General features: G+C 58.8%; 26 protein-coding genes. 9 read left to right on the top strand and 17 right to left on the bottom strand.

What is annotated here, in order from left to right:
• Positions 1 to 108 precede the first annotated feature (108 nt).
• The 9 genes from ACR2R1_RS16030 to ACR2R1_RS15990 all read right to left on the bottom strand — a co-directional run bounded on the left by ACR2R1_RS16030 (position 109) and on the right by ACR2R1_RS15990 (position 7,198).
• Positions 109 to 651, bottom strand: a complete 543-nt coding sequence (locus tag ACR2R1_RS16030; protein WP_077732023.1) for a disulfide bond formation protein B — start codon at positions 649 to 651, stop codon at positions 109 to 111.
• Between the two features lie 75 nt (positions 652 to 726).
• The gene (locus ACR2R1_RS16025; RefSeq protein WP_077732024.1) at positions 727 to 936 is read right to left on the bottom strand and encodes a dodecin; all 210 of its coding nucleotides are present in this window, start codon (positions 934 to 936) and stop codon (positions 727 to 729) included.
• Between the two features lie 36 nt (positions 937 to 972).
• Positions 973 to 2,019, bottom strand: a complete 1,047-nt coding sequence (locus ACR2R1_RS16020) for a formate dehydrogenase subunit gamma (protein ID WP_434110928.1) — start codon at positions 2,017 to 2,019, stop codon at positions 973 to 975.
• A 1-nt stretch (position 2,020) separates the two neighbouring features.
• Positions 2,021 to 2,203: a hypothetical protein gene (locus ACR2R1_RS16015; protein ID WP_077732026.1), complete on the bottom strand. Its 183-nt coding sequence runs from the start codon at positions 2,201 to 2,203 to the stop codon at positions 2,021 to 2,023.
• Positions 2,204 to 2,208: 5 nt separating this feature from the next.
• Positions 2,209 to 2,817: a formate dehydrogenase FDH3 subunit beta gene (gene fdh3B / locus ACR2R1_RS16010; protein WP_240502623.1), complete on the bottom strand. Its 609-nt coding sequence runs from the start codon at positions 2,815 to 2,817 to the stop codon at positions 2,209 to 2,211.
• A gap of 423 nt (positions 2,818 to 3,240) precedes the next feature.
• Positions 3,241 to 3,810, bottom strand: a complete 570-nt coding sequence (locus ACR2R1_RS16005) for a Uma2 family endonuclease (RefSeq protein ID WP_077732028.1) — start codon at positions 3,808 to 3,810, stop codon at positions 3,241 to 3,243.
• A gap of 1 nt (position 3,811) precedes the next feature.
• Positions 3,812 to 4,042: a hypothetical protein gene (locus ACR2R1_RS16000; RefSeq protein WP_077732029.1), complete on the bottom strand. Its 231-nt coding sequence runs from the start codon at positions 4,040 to 4,042 to the stop codon at positions 3,812 to 3,814.
• The gene (locus tag ACR2R1_RS15995) at positions 4,011 to 4,301 is read right to left on the bottom strand and encodes a BrnT family toxin (protein WP_347257469.1); all 291 of its coding nucleotides are present in this window, start codon (positions 4,299 to 4,301) and stop codon (positions 4,011 to 4,013) included. Before ACR2R1_RS15995 ends, ACR2R1_RS16000 begins: the two co-directional genes overlap by 32 nt.
• Complete coding sequence (locus ACR2R1_RS15990; RefSeq protein WP_434110925.1) at positions 4,298 to 7,198, bottom strand: formate dehydrogenase subunit alpha; 2,901 nt, start codon at positions 7,196 to 7,198, stop codon at positions 4,298 to 4,300. The genes ACR2R1_RS15995 and ACR2R1_RS15990 overlap by 4 nt, the downstream gene beginning before the upstream one ends.
• A gap of 705 nt (positions 7,199 to 7,903) precedes the next feature.
• Here ACR2R1_RS15990 and ACR2R1_RS15985 point away from each other — a divergent pair.
• Genes ACR2R1_RS15985 through ACR2R1_RS15965 form a run of 5 tightly spaced genes read left to right on the top strand, consistent with a single transcriptional unit; the run spans position 7,904 to position 10,205 of the window.
• Complete coding sequence (locus ACR2R1_RS15985) at positions 7,904 to 8,215, top strand: nucleotidyltransferase family protein (protein WP_077732032.1); 312 nt, start codon at positions 7,904 to 7,906, stop codon at positions 8,213 to 8,215.
• Positions 8,190 to 8,570: a HepT-like ribonuclease domain-containing protein gene (locus ACR2R1_RS15980; RefSeq protein ID WP_077732033.1), complete on the top strand. Its 381-nt coding sequence runs from the start codon at positions 8,190 to 8,192 to the stop codon at positions 8,568 to 8,570. The genes ACR2R1_RS15985 and ACR2R1_RS15980 overlap by 26 nt, the downstream gene beginning before the upstream one ends.
• Entirely contained in the window at positions 8,567 to 8,791 is a 225-nt protein-coding gene (locus ACR2R1_RS15975) for a DUF4007 family protein (protein WP_077732034.1), read from the top strand. Before ACR2R1_RS15980 ends, ACR2R1_RS15975 begins: the two co-directional genes overlap by 4 nt.
• Before the next feature lie 51 nt (positions 8,792 to 8,842).
• Positions 8,843 to 9,226: an HIT family protein gene (locus ACR2R1_RS15970; RefSeq protein WP_077732035.1), complete on the top strand. Its 384-nt coding sequence runs from the start codon at positions 8,843 to 8,845 to the stop codon at positions 9,224 to 9,226.
• A gap of 1 nt (position 9,227) precedes the next feature.
• Positions 9,228 to 10,205 (top strand): HNH endonuclease, encoded by a 978-nt coding sequence (locus ACR2R1_RS15965; protein WP_077732036.1) that lies wholly within the window; start codon positions 9,228 to 9,230, stop codon positions 10,203 to 10,205.
• Between the two features lie 122 nt (positions 10,206 to 10,327).
• Here ACR2R1_RS15965 and ACR2R1_RS15960 read toward each other — a convergent pair whose 3' ends face one another.
• From ACR2R1_RS15960 to ACR2R1_RS15950, 3 genes are all read right to left on the bottom strand, one after another.
• A complete protein-coding gene (locus ACR2R1_RS15960; protein WP_434110921.1) occupies positions 10,328 to 10,705 on the bottom strand; it encodes a type II toxin-antitoxin system VapC family toxin in 378 nt (125 codons plus the stop codon).
• Positions 10,702 to 10,947, bottom strand: a complete 246-nt coding sequence (locus ACR2R1_RS15955; protein WP_156881147.1) for a type II toxin-antitoxin system prevent-host-death family antitoxin — start codon at positions 10,945 to 10,947, stop codon at positions 10,702 to 10,704. The genes ACR2R1_RS15960 and ACR2R1_RS15955 overlap by 4 nt, the downstream gene beginning before the upstream one ends.
• A 95-nt stretch (positions 10,948 to 11,042) precedes the next feature.
• Complete coding sequence (locus ACR2R1_RS15950; RefSeq protein WP_434110918.1) at positions 11,043 to 13,598, bottom strand: DNA phosphorothioation-associated putative methyltransferase; 2,556 nt, start codon at positions 13,596 to 13,598, stop codon at positions 11,043 to 11,045.
• A 168-nt stretch (positions 13,599 to 13,766) separates the two neighbouring features.
• On the opposite strand from ACR2R1_RS15950, the gene ACR2R1_RS15945 reads away from it, so the two are divergent.
• Genes ACR2R1_RS15945 through ACR2R1_RS15930 form a run of 4 tightly spaced genes read left to right on the top strand, consistent with a single transcriptional unit; the run spans position 13,767 to position 16,924 of the window.
• Positions 13,767 to 14,147, top strand: a complete 381-nt coding sequence (locus ACR2R1_RS15945) for a DUF3306 domain-containing protein (protein WP_086133684.1) — start codon at positions 13,767 to 13,769, stop codon at positions 14,145 to 14,147.
• Between the two features lie 13 nt (positions 14,148 to 14,160).
• On the top strand, positions 14,161 to 15,795 hold the full coding sequence (locus tag ACR2R1_RS15940; protein WP_434110916.1) for a 4Fe-4S binding protein: 1,635 nt from the start codon (positions 14,161 to 14,163) through the stop codon (positions 15,793 to 15,795).
• Positions 15,792 to 16,403, top strand: a complete 612-nt coding sequence (locus ACR2R1_RS15935) for a TorD/DmsD family molecular chaperone (RefSeq protein WP_434110914.1) — start codon at positions 15,792 to 15,794, stop codon at positions 16,401 to 16,403. The genes ACR2R1_RS15940 and ACR2R1_RS15935 overlap by 4 nt, the downstream gene beginning before the upstream one ends.
• Positions 16,400 to 16,924 carry a CAP domain-containing protein gene (locus ACR2R1_RS15930; RefSeq protein ID WP_434110912.1) on the top strand — a complete coding sequence of 175 codons (525 nt, stop codon included), beginning with the start codon at positions 16,400 to 16,402 and terminating at the stop codon, positions 16,922 to 16,924. The genes ACR2R1_RS15935 and ACR2R1_RS15930 overlap by 4 nt, the downstream gene beginning before the upstream one ends.
• Before the next feature lie 115 nt (positions 16,925 to 17,039).
• Here the strand turns inward: ACR2R1_RS15930 and ACR2R1_RS15925 are convergent, their stop codons facing one another.
• From ACR2R1_RS15925 to ACR2R1_RS15905, 5 genes are all read right to left on the bottom strand, one after another.
• A complete protein-coding gene (locus ACR2R1_RS15925) occupies positions 17,040 to 17,480 on the bottom strand; it encodes a molybdenum cofactor biosynthesis protein MoaE (protein ID WP_077732043.1) in 441 nt (146 codons plus the stop codon).
• A 1-nt stretch (position 17,481) separates the two neighbouring features.
• The gene (gene moaD / locus ACR2R1_RS15920; protein WP_077732044.1) at positions 17,482 to 17,715 is read right to left on the bottom strand and encodes a molybdopterin converting factor subunit 1; all 234 of its coding nucleotides are present in this window, start codon (positions 17,713 to 17,715) and stop codon (positions 17,482 to 17,484) included.
• A 180-nt stretch (positions 17,716 to 17,895) separates the two neighbouring features.
• Positions 17,896 to 18,516: an amino acid kinase gene (locus ACR2R1_RS15915; RefSeq protein WP_434110910.1), complete on the bottom strand. Its 621-nt coding sequence runs from the start codon at positions 18,514 to 18,516 to the stop codon at positions 17,896 to 17,898.
• Positions 18,494 to 19,900, bottom strand: coding sequence for an aminodeoxychorismate synthase component I (gene pabB, locus ACR2R1_RS15910; protein ID WP_434110908.1), 1,407 nt, complete (start codon positions 19,898 to 19,900; stop codon positions 18,494 to 18,496). Before pabB ends, ACR2R1_RS15915 begins: the two co-directional genes overlap by 23 nt.
• The gene (locus ACR2R1_RS15905; protein WP_156881141.1) at positions 19,897 to 20,955 is read right to left on the bottom strand and encodes a hydantoinase/oxoprolinase family protein; all 1,059 of its coding nucleotides are present in this window, start codon (positions 20,953 to 20,955) and stop codon (positions 19,897 to 19,899) included. Before ACR2R1_RS15905 ends, pabB begins: the two co-directional genes overlap by 4 nt.

The following is a 20,955-nucleotide window of genomic DNA, read 5'->3' as shown; positions in this document are numbered from 1 at the left end:
TGTACGTTGCAAATGTGACCTTTCCGTGACATGTGTATCGGCAAAGCCACAACTGTCGAATCTCGCCGGAATTATCTAACGATGCCTTAACGCTTCGCGTTAACGCCTTCAGCGAAACGGCAGTTCGCTCTTAGTCGAAAAATATCGTTGATCTCCACGCACAGCCGAACTGTTCCAGAATTGGGTAAGGCTGAGCAGCGCCAAGATGAAGAAGCTGATCAACACCCAGGCGGGCATACTGAGCCCGAGCAGCGTCCAATCGACTTTGGCGCAGTCTCCGGTCCCGTTCAGCATCGCCTTGAGGGTCTCGGTCAAGGGAAAATACTGGAACATGTATTCCAATCCCGGACCGCAGGCCGGCACTTCCTCCGGCGGCAAATGCTGCAGCCAGACATGCCGGGCCGAAACCGTTCCGCCCAGCACGGCCATGACGAACCCAAGAATCGCGTAGACCTTGACCCCAGTCCTCTTCGGATTATGCAGAACCGCAACCAGCATCACCAATGCGACGGCGAAAACCATGATGCGCTGGGACACACATAGCGGACAGGGCTCCAGCCCGCCGGAAAATTGGAAATAAAGAGCGGCCGCGAGCAGCCCCATGCAAAACAGAAAACCAACGAGAAAATAGAATCTGGGCTTGAAAACCATGTGAATTCCCGAAAATTAGAAAGCCTTCGACCACGAAGGGCGATTTTGGACGTCCATACGAATGTAGCGGTTGACTCAGTCTTCGAGCCGAAATCCGACCTTCAAGACCACTTGATAATGGGCGATTTTGCCGTTGGCAATCTGACCCCGCGTTTCGACAACTTGGAACCAGTCCAGGTTCTTGACCGTTTTCGATGCTTTTTCTATGGCATTTCGGGTGGCCTCGTCCGTTCCGTGCGGCGAAGTCCCGACGATTTCGATCAGTTTATAGACACGGTCCGTCATAGCCATCACTCCTTCAGGTAAGAAAATAAAGAGACATCACGAGGCGATGCGGCTCGTCTCCGGAAGGGGCGGCCTGTCGGGAACCGAAGAGCCGGATTCGTCCGCGGCGAGTTGCTCGCACCACAAATCATGATGCTGAATCGCCCAGCTCTTGTCGACTCTTCCGCGCACCATGCCTTCGAGTGCTCCTTCCGTCCCGATCGTGCCTATATAGATGTGTCCCAAGGCTCCCGCCATCAGAACCAAAGCGAAAACGACATGAATCAGATGCGACAGTTGCAATAGCCAACGTTCCTGGCCGAAATTGGGAAAATCCAGCAGCAAACCGCTTACGCTCACCGCCAGCCCGCCGCTCGCCAAAAGCCAGAACCACATTTTTTCGCCGGCATTCATGCGTCCGGCGGACGGATGACGATCGCCGACCATGCCTCCGAAGGCCCTGAGCCAGTCGATATCGATCCGGCTCGGAAGATTGTCCCTGACCCACGCGACAAACATGAGCAACAAACCGACGATGAACAAGGGGCCGATGAAGTTGTGCAGCAGCTTGGCAATCTCGGCGTAGACGGAAAAGGCCTTATGCCCCACGAGCGGAATCAGCAGCGCTCGACCATAGAGCAAACTCAAACCGGTAATCGCCAGAAAAATAAACAGCAGCGCCGTGTACCAATGCAGAACCCGCTCGGCGAGCGTCCAGCGCACCAGGGTTTCGCCGGATCGGGGCTGGCTGAGCTTTACCTGTCCGCGCCAGAGATAAAACGCTCCGAGCGCGAAAACCACAACTCCCAAGAGAACGCCGCCGTAGCTCGCTATGGGGCCGTTCCGGAGCCGCCGCCAATTCTGGCCGCCGCCCTGGATCAGAACGTTCGTCTCCTGTCCCTTGACCGCGGTGTAGCCCTGAACGCCTTCCCGCACCTGCCGCCAATAGTCGGATCTGGGATTCACCACCGATTCAGCCTTGTGCAGTTCGTGTCTCTCGCCTTCATGGGCTCGCAGCGTTCCAGAGATCGCCAGCAGAACCAGCATGAGCGCGAAAGCCGACAAAATCCGCCAAAACGACGCTTTTTGAACTTGAGTCATCATGCTAACGGTCGCTCTGTACGGTCTTGAAGCGCAATCTCAACTGTTCCCGCCGGTAGCCCGCATCGCCCACATGGCGGTCTTCCTTGCCTTTATATTCATGAGCCCGGTGCAGAGTCACGTCCGGATCTTCGTAACAGCCTTGCAGGATTGGAATGATCAGCAAGAACAGGCCAAGCCGTCTCATGCTGCCTACCCTTCCTTGTAAGCGGTCTCCCAGCCCCAGGGCTTGCCCTGCGGCTGGCGCTGCAAATCCGGATTGTCGTTGCCGGCGCGGCGAACCACCCGTTCGCGGAAGATGTCTGCCACCATGTCGGCGTCGCCCGCGAGCAGCGCCTTGGTGGAACACATTTCGGCGCAGAGGGGAAGCTTGCCCTCGGCTAGACGATTCCGGCCGTATTTCTTGAACTCTTCCTCGGAATGATCCTGTTCCGGACCGCCGGCGCAAAACGTGCACTTGTCCATCTTGCCGCGCGCGCCGAAAGCGCCGTCCTGCGGGTATTGCGGAGCACCGAACGGACAGGCGTAGAAGCAGTAGCCGCAACCGATGCACAGGTCCTTGTCGTGCAGCACGACGCCGTCCTCGGTGGTGTAAAAACAGTCCACCGGACAGACCGCCTGGCAAGGCGCATCGGAACAATGCATGCACGCGACGGAAATGGTTTTCTCTCCAGGCAATCCGTCGTCCAGCGTGATCACCCGCCGACGATTGACGCCCCAAGGGACTTCGTGCTCATTTTTACACGCGGTGACGCAGGCGTTGCATTCGATGCAGCGCTCTTCGTCGCAAAGAAACTTCATTCGGGCCATGGTTCAAATACGTTTGGAACAATTAAATCCGACAGTTCAAATGACCTTGAATCGCCCCTATCCTGGCAATGTGGTTAAGCCGTCAGCCGGCAGGGAATATCGGAATGACAGGCTTAGAATTCGGCCGCCAATAACATCCTGTTCTACTTGAAAACGATTGTAGGGTGAGTTAGGCGCGCTGCCACGAACCATTCCATGACAACGGGACTCTCTGCGCGCCGTAACCCACCGGTTCCGCGGCCTTGCGTGGTGGGTTACGGCGCGCGAAAGCACCACAGGAACTTTACTGGTTCCGTGCGATGCGCGCCTAACCCACCCTACAACACGAATCGGAACGTTGTTTTCAGCCATACCCGCAACTTAAAGGCATTGACCTTTTACTTTACCCCTTCAAAACCCGTCCCGTCGGAGTCCTTACGTCCATAGCTCCGCCAACGAAAAAGTGATGGCGTCAAACGGCCGCATCGATACAGGGTCTTCGTCTTTCAGCGTAGCCAGCAGCACCCAAAAGCCCTCGCGCAACTCGAACGCTTCCAGGGTCCGCTCGAGCGGGTCGACCAGCCAGGCATGAGCCACGCCGTAGCGGGCGTACAAAGGCAGCTTGATGGCGCGATCTTTTTTCTCGGTGCCGGGCGAGAGGATTTCGCACACCCAATCGGGCACCACTTCGAAGCGATGGTCTCTCGGAATCTCCGGCATCCGCTCGCGCCGCCAGCCGGCCAGATCGGGCACGGCGACCTCGGTATCTCGGACGAAGTGGACCTCGGGTTCCGGAAGAATCTGCCAACGACCGGAGCCGCTTCGAGTTTTGCAAAAAGGAGGTACGAGTGAGCAGAGCAATCCACCCTTCACCAGATGCTGTGGGCCTGTGGGGCGGGTTTCGGTATACAACCGAGCGCCGAGCACTTCCCCGACCAGATTTTCCGGCAAGGCGAGCAGACATTCATACGACGTCGGCACAGCAGCGCTGTGACCCTGAGTCATGTCAATCTACTTCTGGTTTGGTCGGACGCTCCGAACGCTTGGCAATCTCGATTAAGAGGCGCAACGCTTCGTTTACGGCATCGGCATTTGGGAACGCCTCCGCTACATCAGGTTCCAAGCGAACCACGTCACCAAACGCTTTTCGTTTCGGCCCGAACCGTCTTACTCGTAAACTCTTCAGGTCGTACTCCGACCGAAGTTCATCGTTCAGTTCCGTATCCACCTTGCTCATACGCTTTTCGCTCCGCTTTGGTTGCCTCTCTCGCACTAATCAAGCGAATACTATCCTCTCGTTCCGTATAGGACACCAATAACAAACGCCCGTTTTGAGTTTCCCCCACGAGGATATAACGATGTTCGTCTTCGGAATGGTCTGGATCGTAAAAGTCGATAAATAAAGGATCGCTGAAAGCCGTGCAGGCTTCTTCAAATGAGACACCGTGCTTCGCTTTATTGGTGGCAGCTTTCTCTTTATCCCATTCAAACTTCATTTCTCAGTCACTAAATCCGGCTCTATCCGGCACAGCGAAACCTTGGTCTCCTGCATCGCCGTTACCGAATCGTAGCCGTAGGTGAACACGATGTTGCAGGATTCGCCCAGCACGTACGGCGCGCTGCCTTCCGGGTATTTCGGCCGCAAGTCCTGCCCCTCGTAGTGCCCGCCGAAATGGAAAGGCATGAAGACGACGCCCGGTCGGACCCGCTCGGTGACGAAAGCCATGACGCTAATCCTTCCGCCTTCGGGGCCGGCGACCCACACCTGTTCGCCGTGCCGCACCCCGGCGTTGTTGGCGTCGCGCGGGTTGATCTCGACGAACATGTCCTGCTGCAGCTCGGCCAGCCAGGGATTGGAGCGGGTTTCGTCGCCGCCGCCTTCGTATTCGACCAGGCGTCCCGAAGTCATGATCAACGGAAAATCCTTGCTGAAGTCCTGCTGCTGGATCGAGGCGTAACGGGTCGGCAAGCGCCAGTAACGCTTGCGGTCCTGGTAAGTCGGGTATTTCTCCACCAGATCGCGGCGCGGCGTGTACAAAGGCTCGCGGTGGATCGGCACCGGATCGGGGAAGTTCCACACGATGCAGCGGGCCTTGGCATTGCCGTAAGGCGCACAGCCGTGCTTGATCGCGACCCGGATGATGCCGCCTGAAGGATCGGTCTTCCAGTTCTTGCCCTCGGCCAGTTTCTTTTCCTGCTCGGTCAAATCCTTCCACCAGCCCAGTTTCTTCAGCAGCTCGGCGCTGAATTCGGGATAGCCGTCCCGGATATCCGCTCCCTTGTTCGAGGAGCCTTCCGCCAAAAGGTTCTTGCCCTGGTATTCCGTGCCGAAACGGGCGCGGAACGGCGAACCGCCCTCCGCCACCGTCTTGCTGGTGTCGTAGAGGATATGCGAACCGGGATGCTTCATTTCCGGCGTACCCCAGCACGGCCAGGGCAGGCCGTAATACTCGCCGTCACAAGGGCCGCCCTGCCCCTTCAAGGTCGTGGTGTGGAAAGTGTGCCAGTTCTCCTGATGGGCCTTGAGCCGCTCCGGGCTTTGGCCGGTATAACCCGCCGCCCAGGCGCCCCGGTTGATCTCCCGCAGGATGTCCTCGATCAGCGGCGTGTCGTTCTCGACTTGGATGTTCCTGGTCAACTCCTTTTCGAACCCGAACTTGCGGGCGAACTGGTACATGACCATGTGGTCCGGCCGCGACTCGAACAGGGGCTCGATGATCTGGCTGCGCCATTGAATCGACCGGTTGGACGAGGTCAAGGAACCGTAAGTCTCGAACTGGGTGCAGGCCGGAAGCAGGTAGACGTTGTCCGTGCGGTCGTGCATCACGGCGGTGACCGTCGGATACGGATCGATTACGGCCAAAACGTCCAGTTTTTCCATCGCGGCTTTCATCTCGGGGCCGCGCACCTGGCTGTTGGGCGCATGGCCCCAGAACACCATGGCCTTGATGGGATTCCGCTGCGAGATGTTCTCGCCCGCTTCCAATACGCCGTCGATCCAGCGGGAAACCGGGATGCCGTTGTTGAACATCGGCTTGATCTTCTTCCCCGCACCGTCGTCATACTCGCTTTGGTCGAAGCGGGCGGCGAGCCAGTCGAAATCGATGTCCCACACTTTCGCCCAGTGCCGCCAGGCATCCTCGCTCAAACCGTAATAAGCCGGCAGACTGTCGGCGTTCGGGCCTACGTCAGTCGCCCCTTGCACGTTATCGTGCCCGCGAAACACGTTGGTGCCGCCGCCTTCTAGCCCCATGTTGCCGAGCGCGAGCTGAAAGATGCAGTACGCGCGGGTATTGTTGTTGCCGATCGTGTGCTGCGTCCCGCCCATGCACCAGATGAAGGTGCCGGGCCGGTTTTGCGCCATGATCCGCGCGGCCTTATGAGCGAGTTCTTCCGGCACTCCGGTAACCCGCTCGACTTCTGCCGGCGTCCATTTCGCCACTTCCTTGCGGATTTCGTCCATCCCGAACACCCGCTGCTCGATGAACGTCTTGTCCTCCCAACCGTTTTGGAAAATGTGCCACAACAGGCCCCAAATGAACGGCACGTCGGTTCCGGGCCGAATGCGGATGTGCAAGTCGGCATGGGCGGCGGTGCGGGTGAAGCGCGGATCGACCACGATCAGCGGCGCGCCGCGCTCCTTGGCGCGGAAGATATGCTGCATCGACACCGGATGCGCCTCCGCCGGATTGCCGCCGATGATGAAAATCGACTTGGCGTTGTGGATGTCGTTGTAGGAATTGGTCATCGCCCCGTAGCCCCAGGTATTGGCGACGCCGGCGACCGTGGTCGAGTGGCAGATGCGGGCCTGGTGGTCGATATTGTTGGAGCCCCACAAGGCGGCGAATTTCCGAAAGAGATAAGCCTGCTCGTTGTTGTGCTTGGACGATCCGAGCCAATAGACGGAATCGGGACCGTATTGCTCGCGGATGGCAAGAAGTTTGTCGCCCAGCTCGTCTATGGCCCGATCCCAGCCGATGCGCTGCCACTTGCCGTCGACCAGCTTCATCGGATATTTGAGCCGTCGCTCGCCATGGCCGTGCTCCCGCACCGACGCCCCTTTCGCACAATGCGCCCCCAGGTTGAACGGATGGTCGAAAGCCGGCTCCTGGCCGATCCACACGCCGTTCCGCACCTCGGCAATGACCCCGCAGCCCACCGAGCAATGGGTGCAGACGCTTTTGACCTTCTTGATTTCCCCTGACGGCTGCGCGGGAGCGCCCGTCGCATCGACCTTTTTCATCATCGATAGAGGCACGGCTCCCGCCAAGGCCGCGCCGCCCACGGACAGCCCCGACCGCCGCAGAAACTCGCGGCGGTCAATGCCGTGCCCCGAGGTTTGCGACTTGGAAGACGAATCGTTTTCGGAAGCGGGCCGCTTGAACAGTTTCATGATCGAATTTTAATTCTTAGAGGAAATTGGACGAAGCAAACCGGGCTCAAAACCGCGCTGCATCATAATAGGCGCGGACGTGCTCGGTCTCCCGATAGCCTTTTTTAGCGGAGTCGACCGCCGGTTTCCCAGGAGCCTCAATCTCCCCGCCGCAAGCGCTGCGCTGCGACACAAACGCACCAAACAGCCCCCCGACCAAAGCCGTCATTCTCCGAATGAAACTTCGCCGCGGTTTCGATGCGGGAATAGGGTTCGAATCGCTCATGAACAAGCCTCGAGGAAAGCTGTAAACGTGTGCCAATTAAACAATCTGCGGCACACCGGGTCAAATTCCGAGCGTGCTTGTCAAGTATTTTCGCCGCTGTTGCAGACCGAATCCCGATTGATCTCGGTTCGACGAGGACGATGTGCAGTTTCCGTCCGGCCCGCCGAAAGGCGAATACAAGTTTCTGCCCCGCCATTCCTCCATGGTAGAAGATGAAGGTTTGCCGCCGACGAGTAACGGAAGTTCTGATACGGCGTGCTTCCGCTCGTGTTGTCGTCCTGAAGTTGTGAATGTCCCACATCTGCGGTATACGCTTGTTTTATATCGAAACAGGGATCTCCTATGCCCAAGACCGCTAAAATTTTCATGAATGGAGCCGTGGACCGAGTGCCGCTGGAGGTTGTTGGAGTACTCGCGTTTACGCTGTACGGGATAGGCAAATGACCGTTCATATACAAATTCCCCAAAAGGCTCTGCAATCCCTCTGTCGGCGTTACCACGTGCAGCGGCTCGCCCTGTTCGGCTCGGTGCTGCGCGAGGACTTCGGGCCAGAAAGCGATGTAGACGTATTGGTGGAATTCGAGCCGGGACACACGCCGGGCTTGGGTTTCGTTCGGTTACAGCGCAATCTCTCCGATCTGTTGGGGCGCCCCGTGGACCTACACACCTACCGGAGTCTGAGCCGTTACTTCCGCGATGAAGTGGCAAGAGAAGCCGAGGTGCAGTATGAGCGTAGAACGCAAACGCCCTAAGCTCGACGACACGGCCCGCATACGTCATATGCTCGATGCAGCACGCCGGGCCTGCGAGTTGGCCCAAGGCAAGGAGGTGGGCCGTCTCGACCCCGACTGCGAGACCGCCCTGGCCTTAACGCGGCTTTTGGAGATCCTGGGCGAGGCGGCCAAACACGTGACCCAGGAAACCCAAGCCAAGCATCCGGTCGTGCCTTGGCGAGACATAGCCGACACTCGCAACCGTATCATCCGCGAGTATTTTGATGTCGACTACGACATCGTCGAAGCCCTGATCCGCGTCGACCTGCCGCCCCTGATCAAACAGCTCCAGGTCGTTTTGGGGACATTGCAGGCAGATCCGAAGCAACTATGACCGGTACCACAAAGATGATCCCGCTTAACCCGGATAGATATACCCTCGGACGCCATGAAACCATTCCCGTGCGCTTCGGTTCGCTGACTAAACGCTATCAAGCCTGGTGCGAGAACCCAAACGTGCTCGAAGACAAGGCCAAGGTTCGGCTCGGGGTCGGCAGGGATATGGCCTCGGTCGTCAAGTATTGGCTGATTGTTGCGCAGGCGGTTCAGTCCTAGCGGAAACTTTAAGTGGCTATAGTTGCCACCGAAGCGTTTGAGTAAAAATCCATGAGCGAAGACTGCCCTTTCTGCCAATTGTCGCCTGAACGCATAATCGTAGGTGACGATCTCTGTGTCGTAATCCGGGATGCTTATCCCGTTTCCCCCGGCCACACGCTAATAATGCCACGGCGTCATGTGGGCTCATTCTTCGAAACCTCTGCCGACGAGCGCGCGCGCCTGTTGCAGTTCCTCGACTTGGCTAAGAAAGACGTTTTAGGTCACTTCCAACCCGACGGTTTCAACATCGGCATCAACGACGGGCCTGCTGCCGGCCAAACCGTCCTCCACCTGCACGTCCACCTCATCCCCCGCTACCTAGGGGACCAAGCCGACCCGCGCGGTGGTGTGCGCTGGATACTGCCGGACAAGGCAGCGTATTGGAAAAAGTGATATGGAACTAGAAGACTACTACCGCCAGTTTGCCCAGTTAAAGCGTGCCCCGAACCGAATCTTTCCGGAAACTACGCGCCACAAAGCGCCGCACAAACCACTTTTGCTCTTGGCCATCATGGAGATGATCGCGCGAGGAGAGATTACTTCCCGCTTCATCAGCATTGCCGATGAAATTACCGAGCTGAATGACTTATTTTCCGCTTACTGGCGGGCGCTGATGCCTATTACCCAAACCAGCAGTATCGCTTTTCCATTCTCCCGCCTGCACAGTGAGCCATTTTGGGAATTGGTACCTTTGCCAGGAAGGCAAATCAGCCGCGAGGCTATCAATGGCGTCTCTAGCGTTTCGCAGTTACGTCAGTTGGCTTTGGGGGCTAACTTGGATGAAGACTTATTTCGCTACATGACGTACGCGGAGAGTCGCACCAAGCTGACTGACGCCCTCCTGCGTGCCTGTTTGTCGGATCAAGGCCAAACCATCCTGATGGCGGAGCTTGGTGTGCAACACCAAGCCTTTCGATACAGCTTGGAGCTGGAGGCCAAAGCGCACAAAATCAAAGAGCCATCCACGGAAGTGCCCTATGCCGACGCCGTACGGGATCAAGGATTCCGAAGAGTGATCGTGAACTGTTATGACCATCGCTGCGCGCTGTGTGGCGTGCGTATCGTGACGCCAGACGGCCATACTGCGGTGGAAGCCGCGCATATCAAACCGTGGAGTCAGTTCAAGGACGATGATGTACAAAACGGGATGGCGTTATGCCGCCTCTGCCATTGGGCTTTCGATGAAGGCCTAATGAGCGTAGACGGTGACTACAGAGTTTTAACGTCCCGGCAAATGACTGCTGCCCCGAACGCCGCCGGTTTCCTCATAACTTTGGCGGGTCGTCCTATCATTGGGCCAAAGGACCAAGCCCTATGGCCGGACCTTGGCCGCTTGTCCTGGCATCGGCACTATGTTGCGGTTGGGTTGTGACGTGGGGCTGAGCACCGAGGAATTGCAGAGCAAGAGCCGCTCTGATGATGGCGGTTTTCAAGGACGGAGAAATTCGTTTGTCTCCGTAGTATCGGAAATCGAAAACGACCGAGCCGGCCGACCTATATAAGAACGACCAGTTCAGAGTAGCCTGCCAAGGCCCGATCCGCGGTCATGAACCGCAAGGGTTCGGTAATCGCTTGGGCGATGAGTGTCCTGTCAAACGGATCGCGATGGAGATTGGGAAGTTTCCGCACGGCATTGGCATGCTCCCAGGTGACGGGCAATGGGAGAAAGCCCGCCTCGATCAGACGATCCGGCAGACAACGCTGATCGATCTTGAGCTTTCCCAAAGCTGATTTGATGCTGATTTCCCATATCGAAGCCGCACTTGCATAAACCGCCTCTGCCCGATCGATCTCGGCACGCGCCGTATTGGATAAGGCAGCATCATCGGCCAATACCCACAGGAGCACATGAGTGTCGAGGGGCAATCTCACTGACCGTCACCTTCAAAATCAGCGACGATCTCATCGGGCAAAGGGGCGTCAAAATCTGCGGCAATTTCGATTTCGCCTTTCATCAGGCCGAAACGGATGGTTTTTCGAGTCTCGGTGCGATAAGGGACAAGCTTAGCGGCGGGCTTGCCGGCCTTCGCGATCACGATTTCCTCGCCGGCCATAGCCGCATCCACCAGCTTGGAGAAATGGGTTTTCGCTTCGTGAATGTCGACGTGTTGCATAACGTGCTCCCAGTAGGTGGACTAACCCGAAGTCTAATTGGAAGCACTGTAGCGGGGAAAGGTACTCTGAACAGCGCTACGAATCTGCCACTTCGTCATTCAAAAACTCTCGGCATTCTTCGGCCGCCAATCACTCTCATTTCATACGCTTCCCGCGCCGAACGCTCCGAATAGCTGACGTGCACCGGCTTGTCCGGGCCATAGTAGTACAGCCGGTCGTACGGAAGGTTCGCCATGAGCCAGCGGGCGACTTCTTCCATGTTTTCGTCCCGCACCAAGAAATCCACCGCCGCGCCGAGCCGGGGGCAGATCGGTCTGCCTTTCCGGTTCAGTTCGTGGGCGGCGTGCTGGTCCAGTTCCGGGGCGATTCGGCCAGCGATTCGCTTGGCGAGTTCCGACGAGCAGAAGCCGTAGGTGAGTTCGATCATCCCGAAGTAGTCGATCACCGGGTCCAGAATGTTGACGGCGAGATCGTACAGCGCGGAATAGCTGTCGGGTTCCTTGGGACGATTGGGTAAACCGGTGCGGGCCAGGGTCTCGCCGCACTCAATCAATTGGCGGTAGGTGAAATAACGCCCGCAAGGGGCCTCCAAATCGGGAATGCTGCGGCTGCGGACGAGGCGCAAACCGTCGACGGTCCAGCGGGCGGCGTCCAGGCGAGCATGAAATTCCGCGGGGCTGAGACCGTAGCCGCTGAAGTCGACTACTCCCAGGTTTTCCAGCGCTTCGTCGAAAGCCAGCTGCTCGGCGTAATTGGGGAACTCTTCGTTGATGAAGCGTGATTTCCGATAGAGATAAGGCGGTTCGTACGGCTCGCCGTAATCGAAGATGTCGAGCTCCTGGGTGCGAAGGTTGATCTTCACCCGTTGCAGCATTCGCGGCAGCGGTTTGCCGGAAAAATCGTCGAAGCTCATCAGGGTGAGCTTGCCGGAACGGATATGAATCTTGATGAGATCGGCGCTGCTCACGTCGCCATAGAGGAGAACGCCGCAACCGACATAGGCGCGCAGGATGGCGGGTAGTTGCACCACCAGCCGCGTGGGAAGTTGCAGCGATTCGCCCTCCTCCAGCCAGCCGATGCCTTGCTCCGCGGCTTCCCGGCAAGCTTGTTCGATAGCCTCGGGACTGGCGGCGGCAAACAGGAGCTCCCGGCCGGATTCGAGAGCGGCCCGGTAGTCGCCAAAGAAGGCCTTGATGTCCTTTTGCAGGCGGGTTTCGAGATGGCGGTAGGGTTTCCGCTTTTCGAACTGCCACAAGGCAAAGTAGACGCGAAGGTCGTCGATGCGGGATCGCCGGGCCTGTTCCAGGATGGCATCGGCGTTTTCCTTGCGGGACTTGACGAAGCGCAAGGCCGCCGAGAGCGAGCCGAAATGGGCGGCAACGGCGTCCAAGTGTGGAAACTCGCTGCGATCAGGGTCGCGGCCGAGCTCCAGGCAGCATTCCCACAGCGAATCCAGGAGCTCGCGATGTTGTTCATACTTGGCTTCCGCCTTGCCGATTTTTGCCGGCTTTGTCGGGCGGGAGAGATGGGAGAGTCGCAGGATGTTCCGCCGATTCTCCAGCCGTCCGACCATGAAACGCTGCTCGGTGTCCTTGTCCTTGAAGACGTAAAAGATGCCGGGGCCGACCGGCAAAGGCTCTTCGTCCAATACTTCGGCGATGAAGGCGCGGAGCTCGCCCTGGGTATAGTATTTCTGAAAGGTATTGCGCGACGTCAGAATGCCGTCGCCATAAGACGTGCCGCGCACAGCGTCCGGGTTGGCCAGCATGGCCGAAACCACCAGCAGTTCTTCCACCAGCCGATAGGCGCCTTGCAGGGCTTCGATGCGCTCGCCCATGTCCTCGATGACGTTGATCACGAACCCCAGGTTGACGATATGGGCGTTCCGCCGGGTTTCCTCGGGCGCGTAATAGGGGTCCCAGCCGGCGGCTTCGATACCGTTTTCCTTGAGTCCGCGCACGTCGTCTCCTCGTCCGCAGCCGTAGTCGAACACTGTTTTCGAACCGTCCAGAAAGCCGAACCGGGTGAGGGTTTGGATCGGTGCGGAGAATCCGTAGCGGGTGAGAGCGGTGAGATGGCGGGCGATGCCGCCAATCCCCCCTAGCCCCCCTTTTCCAAAGGGGGGAATAGAGGTAAGGAGACCAGGGGAATCCGATTCGTCATTACCGATAGGCACCAGTTCATGCCCGGCCAATCTGAACCCGCGCTGTGCCAGCAGGATTTCCCAGGCTTGCTTGAACCCGATGCGACAAGGGTCGTCGAACAGGCCGATTTGCTCGGCAGCTGAGGTCAAAGCCTCGAACATTTCCCGTTGCGGATGGCTTGCGGGCAGAAGCAGTTCCTTGCGATGCAATATCGGCGGGTTGAGGGAGTTCTCGTAGGTGCGGAAGCGGACGGTGTGCTTTTCGAGGTCGACCGTCCAGTAGCGGCGTAGAACCGGAAAGCCTTCTTCGAAAAAACCCGAATAATCGAGCAGCGAAACGCTGTTCTGCTCCCGGTTCAGCTTGACGACGTTGTAGTCCTCGCCCGGATGGATCTGAGCAACGCGGCCGGCGGCGTGAATCGCGTCGCGCGATTCCGGCTCCAATGTGTCCAGCAGGCTTACGTGGAAATAAACGTTCCGGGCGACGGATTTGCCGAACGGCGGCATGAAGCGAACTCCTACGATTCAAGCAACAGGCTTGGGTCCGAACACGTTCTTTCCAGGCCCATGGCTACGGTGGTAATGTTCACGGTTCCGATCTTCCGCCTTGTCACAGGGGACAGAAACAGATCTCCAACGCAGTTCCGAAAACCGAATTAACCGCAGTTTGCCGAAATGAAGAAACACGATTCTTTCTTCAGGCGTTGGGCTGAAGCGAAGCTTAACGCGACAAAGAATAACGATGTGGCCGAGTTGCCGAAAGTCGCTAGCGATGGGTCGGCCGAGGCTGCGGAAAACGCGTCGTTCGACGCTTTCGCCCTGCGCGAATTGTTTCGACGGCCGGAATTTGCCGTGCGCGACGGGCTGGACGACTACGACGGCGACTACACCGTTTTCGAGCCCCGCGGCGAATTCATGACCTCCGACATGCGTTGGGCCCTGGAACGCGCCCAGGCGACCACGTCCGATACTGCCCGCTCCCCGGAATCGTCCCCTGCAACGGCAATGGCGGACAACGCTCCGAACAGCACCGACCAGGCGGAATCTTCAAGCTGATTTTTCTTCCCGAATGCCCCAATCACCCGACAGTTGCCGGCCGAATCCGCGGCAAGCATCCGCTTACGAGACCGAACCGACTACATGGGTATCGTACCGGTCGAACGGACGCCTGCTGATCATCGGGGACAGCGATGCCGTTGTCCCGGTAACGGAACGCCTTCCGGCCATGCTGCGCCGCTTTGTCCTGTTTACCGATAGTCCGCCAGAGCCGCTGGCCGAGTCGTTGAAAAGCCGGGAAATTCCCTATTTGGAGCCGTGTGCGGACATAAACATCGAAGGCCATTTGGGGGCTTTTCGGGTGGAAACACGCTGTGGCGGGATACGCATCGATGCCCGAGTTGCGCTGCTGCCGCCGGAAACCGCTTTCGATCTGATCCTGGATCTGCAAAACCCACCGGCTATCGATCTGCCCGTCCCGCCGATCGGCTATTTCGCACCGGGCAGAGACGCGGAAAAGCGGGAACAGGCCCTGAATGCGCTGGCCGAAATGGTCGGCGAGTTCGACAAGCCCAAGTTTTTCGAATATAGGCCCGAACTCTGCGCTCACGGCGCGAGCCGCATCGAGGGCTGCAGATCATGTCTTGATGCCTGCGGAACCGGGGCTATCGAATCCCGCGGCGATCGCGTCTCGGTCGATCCCTATCGCTGCCAGGGCTGCGGCGAGTGCGCCACGGTTTGTCCCTCGGGAGCGATGAATTACCTGTATCCGCGCCGGATAGACAGTTTGAAGTGCTTGCGGCTCATGCTGGACGCTTTTTTCGAGGCGGGCGGCGACCGACCCGAACTCTTGTTGCACGACAGCAGCGCGGGCGCGACCTGGATAGCCGAGTACGAATCCGAACTGCCGGAGAATGTTCTGCCCTATGAGTTGGAAGCTCTGGGAGCGAGCGGCATGGACTTTTGGCTGTCCGCCTTGGCTTACGGCTTCGAGCGCGTGACTTTATTGGCGGCCGGAAAACTGACCGAGCCGACCCGGCGAGTTCTGGCCGAGCAAATCGGTTACGCCGGCGAAATCCTGTCCGGCATGGGTTATCCGTCCGATTCGATACGCCTGATTTGCGCGGAGGATTGGCCGAGTGCTCTTGAACCGCTCCCTGCTTCGCCATGCCGGACACACGCCCGTTTCGCCGCGGACGATGACAAGCGCACCGTCATCCGCCTCGCGATCGAGCATCTATACCGGCAAGCGCCGTCGCAGCCGGAATCGACAGTCCTGTCCGCCGGAGCGCCGTTCGGCGAGATTCGGGTGGATAAGGAAAAATGCACGCTGTGCCTCGCCTGCGTCTCGGTCTGCCCGGAACGCGCCTTGGCCGACGGGCAGGATGTGCCGCAACTCAAGTTTATCGAAGCCAATTGCGTCCAATGCGGATTGTGCGAGAAAGCCTGCCCGGAACACGCCATCTCGCTGGCGCCGCGTTATCTCTTCGATCAGCAGGAGGCGCGGCGTGTGCGCCTGCTGCATGAGGAGGCGGTATTCCGCTGCGTCGAGTGCGGAAAGCCCTTCGCGACCGCCGCCATGATCAAGACCATCACCCAGCGCTTGCAGCACCACCCGATGTTTCAGGGGCCGAACCTCCGTCGGCTTCTGATGTGCGACGACTGCCGGGTCAAGGCCCATTTCGAACACCTGTCGCAAAAACCATGAACGACACCACGCTCTCGCCTATTCCCGAAGAAGATCGATGGCGGGCGGAAACCTACGGCCTGCTGGCCCGGCTTCTGGCTGCCGCACCGGATAGGGAACTGCTGGAACGGATCGCCGCCATTCCATGCGAGGAGAGTCCCAACGACCCACCGCTGGCGCGAGCCTGGAAACGGCTGGCGGCTGCCGCCCGCGACGCCGGCGAAATCGAGCTCGCCGAGGAATATCAAGCGGCGTTCATAGGCCCGACCCGCGGCGAGTTGCTACCCTATGCTTCCTGGTATCTCACCGGCTTTCTCATGGAAAAGCCTCTGGCCGCCTTGCGCGACGAGCTTCGGAGCTTAGGTTTAGAACGGCAGGCATCGGCGAAAGAACCCGAGGATCATGTCGCCGCGCTGTGCGAAGCGATGAGCCTTCTGATTATCGAGGCAGACGGACGCGAGGCGGATTTTTTCGCTAAACACTTGGCGCCTTGGATCATGCGCTTCTTCAGCGATCTGAAAGAAGCCCGGTCCGCTCGTTTCTATCGAGCCGTAGGCGAACTGGGAACGGCTTTTCTGAACATCGAACAACAGTATTTGGAGATGGCGCAGCCCAAAAAACCGATATGACACGACTCGTCCTTAGCCTGATTTTGACCGCTGGTTTGGTACTGCCCGTCTTCGCCCGCGAAGCTCCAACAGCCCGATGCCCTTCCGCCGACACCATCAGGCGCGAAATCCTCGAGGAACTAAAAGCCGTTCGTGCCAAGCCGAGATACTGCGGCCGGAAGCGATTTCGACCCGCCAAGCCGCTGCGGTGGAATCAAAAGCTGTTCGAAGCGGCGAAAAAACACGCCGAGGAGATGAGCCGCAACGACCGACTCTCGCACAGAGGCCGGGATGGACGAAAGGCGGGGGACCGCATTACCCGAGCCGGCTATGACTGGGAGGTTTATGGCGAAAACATCGCCCAGGGGCAGCGCACGGTGGGGGAAGTCATGCGGAGTTGGCTCGACAGCACCGGGCATTGTTCCGCCATCATGGAGGCTGATTTCGACGAAGTCGGTGTCGCCTGTGCGAGCAGCGGCGGCGGAGGCTCGCCTTATTGGGCGATGGTCTTGGCCGCTCCGCTGTCGAATTCCGGCCGGTAGAGCGTTTTCCGATTCAGTGTAAGGGATCCGGATATGTAGGTCGGCAATCCCTTGCCGACGTTTCGGCTCGGCAAAAGGAATGCCGACCTACGATCCGCGCATCCGGCGGAACTCGTCAATAGCCGCTGGTATTCTTTTCCACCCAGCGCTCGCCTTCCTTCAGGGTTTCCTTTTTCCAAAACGGCGCGCGGCTTTTCAGCTCTTCCATGATGTAGCGGCAGGCGTCGAAGGCCGCGCCGCGATGGGAGGACCACACCGCGACCAGCACGATGGGCTGATCGGGAAGTATCTCGCCTACACGGTGAATGACGAGCGCATCCAAAAAACACCAGCGGGTCTGGGCTTCTTCGACGATTTTCTCGAGCTGCCGCTCGGTCATGCCGGGATAATGGTCGAGAAACATGTGCCGGACTGTCTCATTTTCGTTGAAGTCGCGCATGGTGCCGACAAATGAGCAGGTCGCACCGTATTTTCCGGTGTGGCCCAGTGTTTCCGTTTGATAGCGCTGTAGTTCCGAGTAAGGGTCGATTCCGGTCGGGCGCAGCTCGATCAGCACTTCAGCCCCCGGTCACCGGCGGAAAAAAAGCCACTTCGTCGCCGTCCTTGACCGGCGCGTCCGGATCGGCATAGTCCATATTCACCGCACAGAGGATACGATCCGGCAGATATTGGCCTTCGCTCACCGCTTTCCACACGTCGCTTACCGTATCGATGTCTTCCGCGGCAAGACTGTCGTCCACTCGCCCCATTTTTTCCCGGAGGCTTCCGAAATAACGCACTCTAATCGACATGCGATTTAATCTCTGTCTTCACCAAAAACCATCCAAGAGCCGCCATCGTGTTACTGAGCGCAAAGAAAGTAGATCCCTAACGGAACACGCCGGTCTTCGTTCGCTCGGCACATTCCGGCTGTTCCGCGTGCACACTTTCCACGGGCATTCATTTTTACTTCGATCAAACCCGGAACTTTTTTATCCGGCGGAGCGATTAACGCGCGTAAAGACATGGGATGGCTCTCGCAGACCTGCCCGCACGCGCGGGTGATCTTGCCGGTGACCGAGCCAGACTGCGAACGCGGCCTTGGCGGAAAAGCGCTCGAAAGCGGCATCGACCAGGCCTTGTGCGACAAGTCCGCCGTACGAAGTATCGTCTGAAAAGATCGCCACCGATTTGACCAGGAGCAAATTCGCGGCATTCAAACGTCCGGCCAGCCAAGCCGCGAGGCTGTCCGAAGTGACCTCCCAAGATGCGGGAATGCCCGGATCGTTCATCAGGGACAAACCGGGCAGCCAAATCGTGGAGCGGCCGGATTCCACCAAAGCTCGAAGCGCAGGGACATCGCTCGCGATTCCGAGCTTCGGGCACAATCCGCTCAACATCAAACCGTATTGCCCCATGGCCAAGAGCGCCATGGCGTGAGCCGCCTCGTCGCCGAACGACCAGCGTTGCTGCGCCGACCGGACCTGGTCGGCGAAAGGCCCGCCTCCCGGCACGATGACGAGGTTCGCATCGGCCAAAGCATCCAGCCAGAACGGGAGAGTATCCGAGTCGGCCAGGCTGCCGCCCAGCTTAACGACCCATGTGATCGGCACCGGTCCTCTGGACTTGGAATTGCTCGAGCAGATGCAAGAGGGCCGTAGCTTTGTCGTAGCACTCCTGGTACTCCTGGTCCAGGACCGAATCGGCCACGATACCGCCGCCGGCCCAGAAGCGGATCGTACCGTCCGAGTGCACCAAGGTACGGATGGCGATGTTGCTGTCCATGTTGCCGTCGAAGCCGACATAGCCGATCGAGCCGCAATAGACGCCCCGCTGATGCGGTTCGAGCTCCTCGATAATTTCCATGGAACGAATCTTCGGCGCTCCCGTAATGGAACCGCCGGGGAAACAGCCGCGCAAGAGATCCACGGCGCTATGTCCTTCGGACAATCGACCGCGGACTGTGCTCACCAAATGATGCACGGTAGCGTAGCTTTCGATCTCGAACAGACTAGGCACATGGACCGAGCCCGGCTCGCAGTTCTTGCCGATGTCGTTGCGCAGCAGATCCACGATCATCAGGTTTTCCGCGCGGTCCTTGACGCTGTCCCGAAGTTCCTGCGCCTTGGCGGCGTCCGCGTGCGGGTCCTGCGACCGAGGGCGGGTGCCCTTGATCGGCTTGGTTTCAACGATGCCGTTGGTCACTTTGAGAAAGCGCTCCGGCGAGGAACTCAGCACCTGAACCTGCGGGAAGTTGAGATAGGCGCTGAACGGCGCGGGATTGTAAGGCCGCAAAAGTTGGTAGGCCGCCCAGGGATGTCCTATGCAATAGGCCGAAAAGCGCTGCGCCAGATTGACCTGATAGCAGTCGCCCTCGCGAATGTAATGCTGAATGCGTCCGAAAGCCTTTGCATAATAGGCTCGGCTCATATTCGAGACGACGTCGCTGAGCAGATAGAAGTCGGCCTGCTGCCATCCGATGGTCTGGATTTGGCTGAAGGCCTGAACCAAGTGGGGCCAGCGTACCGCGAGGGCGGGATCGCGCCCTTGTGCGACCAGCCAGGTACGGCGCGCCCAGTGATCCACGACGACCGCCCAATCGTAGATGCCGACGACCATTTCCGGGATGTTCTCCGCATCCAGGGCCTTGTCGGGCAGTTTCTCCAGCCTCCTCGCCAGATCGTAGCCGAAGTATCCGATAGCGCCGCCGCAGAAAGGCAGGCCCGGAAGCTGCGGAGCCTTTTCGCCGAGATATTGCTTGACCAGGGTAAACGGGTCATCCGGCGACAGTGTGATAGAGCCCTGCGATCGAATCTCGGTGAGCGGCCCGCGCGTGACCAGCGTCGCGACGGGATCCGCCGCGATGATGTCGTAACGTCCCTGTCGGCTATGCGGAAACCCGCTATCCAGAAAAACCGCCCAGCGCCGCTCCGCCCAAGGCAGAAACAAAGCGGCGCTGTCCTCGAAATAAGGCAGCTCTTCGATTCTCGGCGTCATGTCCGCCCCACCTCCCGCAATGCCAGACAAGCTACGGCTGCGGCTGGGGCGCAATCCGAAGCGTGAAAATCGTTTTGCGACGTCAACATTGAAAACAGTTCGCTGAAGTCCTTATAAGGAAAACCCGATCGTGCCGCCAATTCTCGCACCAGAAATCGTCCCACGCCAGCACCGATCAAAGGCGCATCGTCGCCGATCAAGCCGCGCGAAAGCTGGCGATCCAGAGCCGAACGAAGCTTCGCGAGTTGCCGCTCGCGGAAGAACCGGGCCGCCTGCCGCCATTGCTTCAACGATGCCGACTCCGCATCCCGCCCGAACAAGCGAGCTAGACGCCGGGCGCTTCCCTGGACGGTTTTTTCGCCGCTATCGGCCGCCGGCATCTGATCGGCGTGCTCGGGCAATTCTCCGCACAGCCGGTAGACGTCGGCAGTGGTCGCGAAATGTTCGGCCATGATACCGATCCACTCGCCCTCGAAGGGCGCCCGATCGGCAAGCGCCATCGCCGGGGTACGGACTATCCCGGTATAAATCAGCTCATCGTAACGCATTCGTTCATAATCGGTATAGCCTCGAGTTTCGACCCGGTGGCCGCGAATCAACGCAATATCGGTGGTCGTGCTCCCGATATCCACGAACATGGCATCGCGCAGATTTTCCGCCACCCAAAGCGCGCTCGCCAGCCAGTTGGCCGAAGCGATTTTTGGAACGCTTTCCGGGGTGATGGCATTGGCATCGAGAAACCCGTCGTGTCCGGCAAACACCTGCACCGAATTCTGCCGACAGCGCTGAATCATCGCTTCGACCAAGGCAATCACGCCTTGCTCCCGGTTTTCGAAAAAATCCACCAACTCGCCGGTCATGGTCATCGCATGGCGGCAGCCCGGTCTCGGCGAAATGGCTTCCAGGATTCGGCTCATGGCGCCATGCAGTCGATCCAAACCCAGCCACAAGGGACAGGGCTCCTGAATGACCGCGACGATTTCGCCGGCGCCGTTCAACGCCGCCGCTTTGAGATGGGCTCCACCGATGTCCCAGCCGATCATTTCAATGCTCAT

The organism is Methylocaldum sp. GT1TLB, assembly GCF_051027445.1.
Lineage (GTDB): Bacteria > Pseudomonadota > Gammaproteobacteria > Methylococcales > Methylococcaceae > Methylocaldum.
The sequence above is the reverse complement of the archived record's forward strand: the minus strand, read 5'-3'. Positions and strand labels throughout refer to the sequence as shown.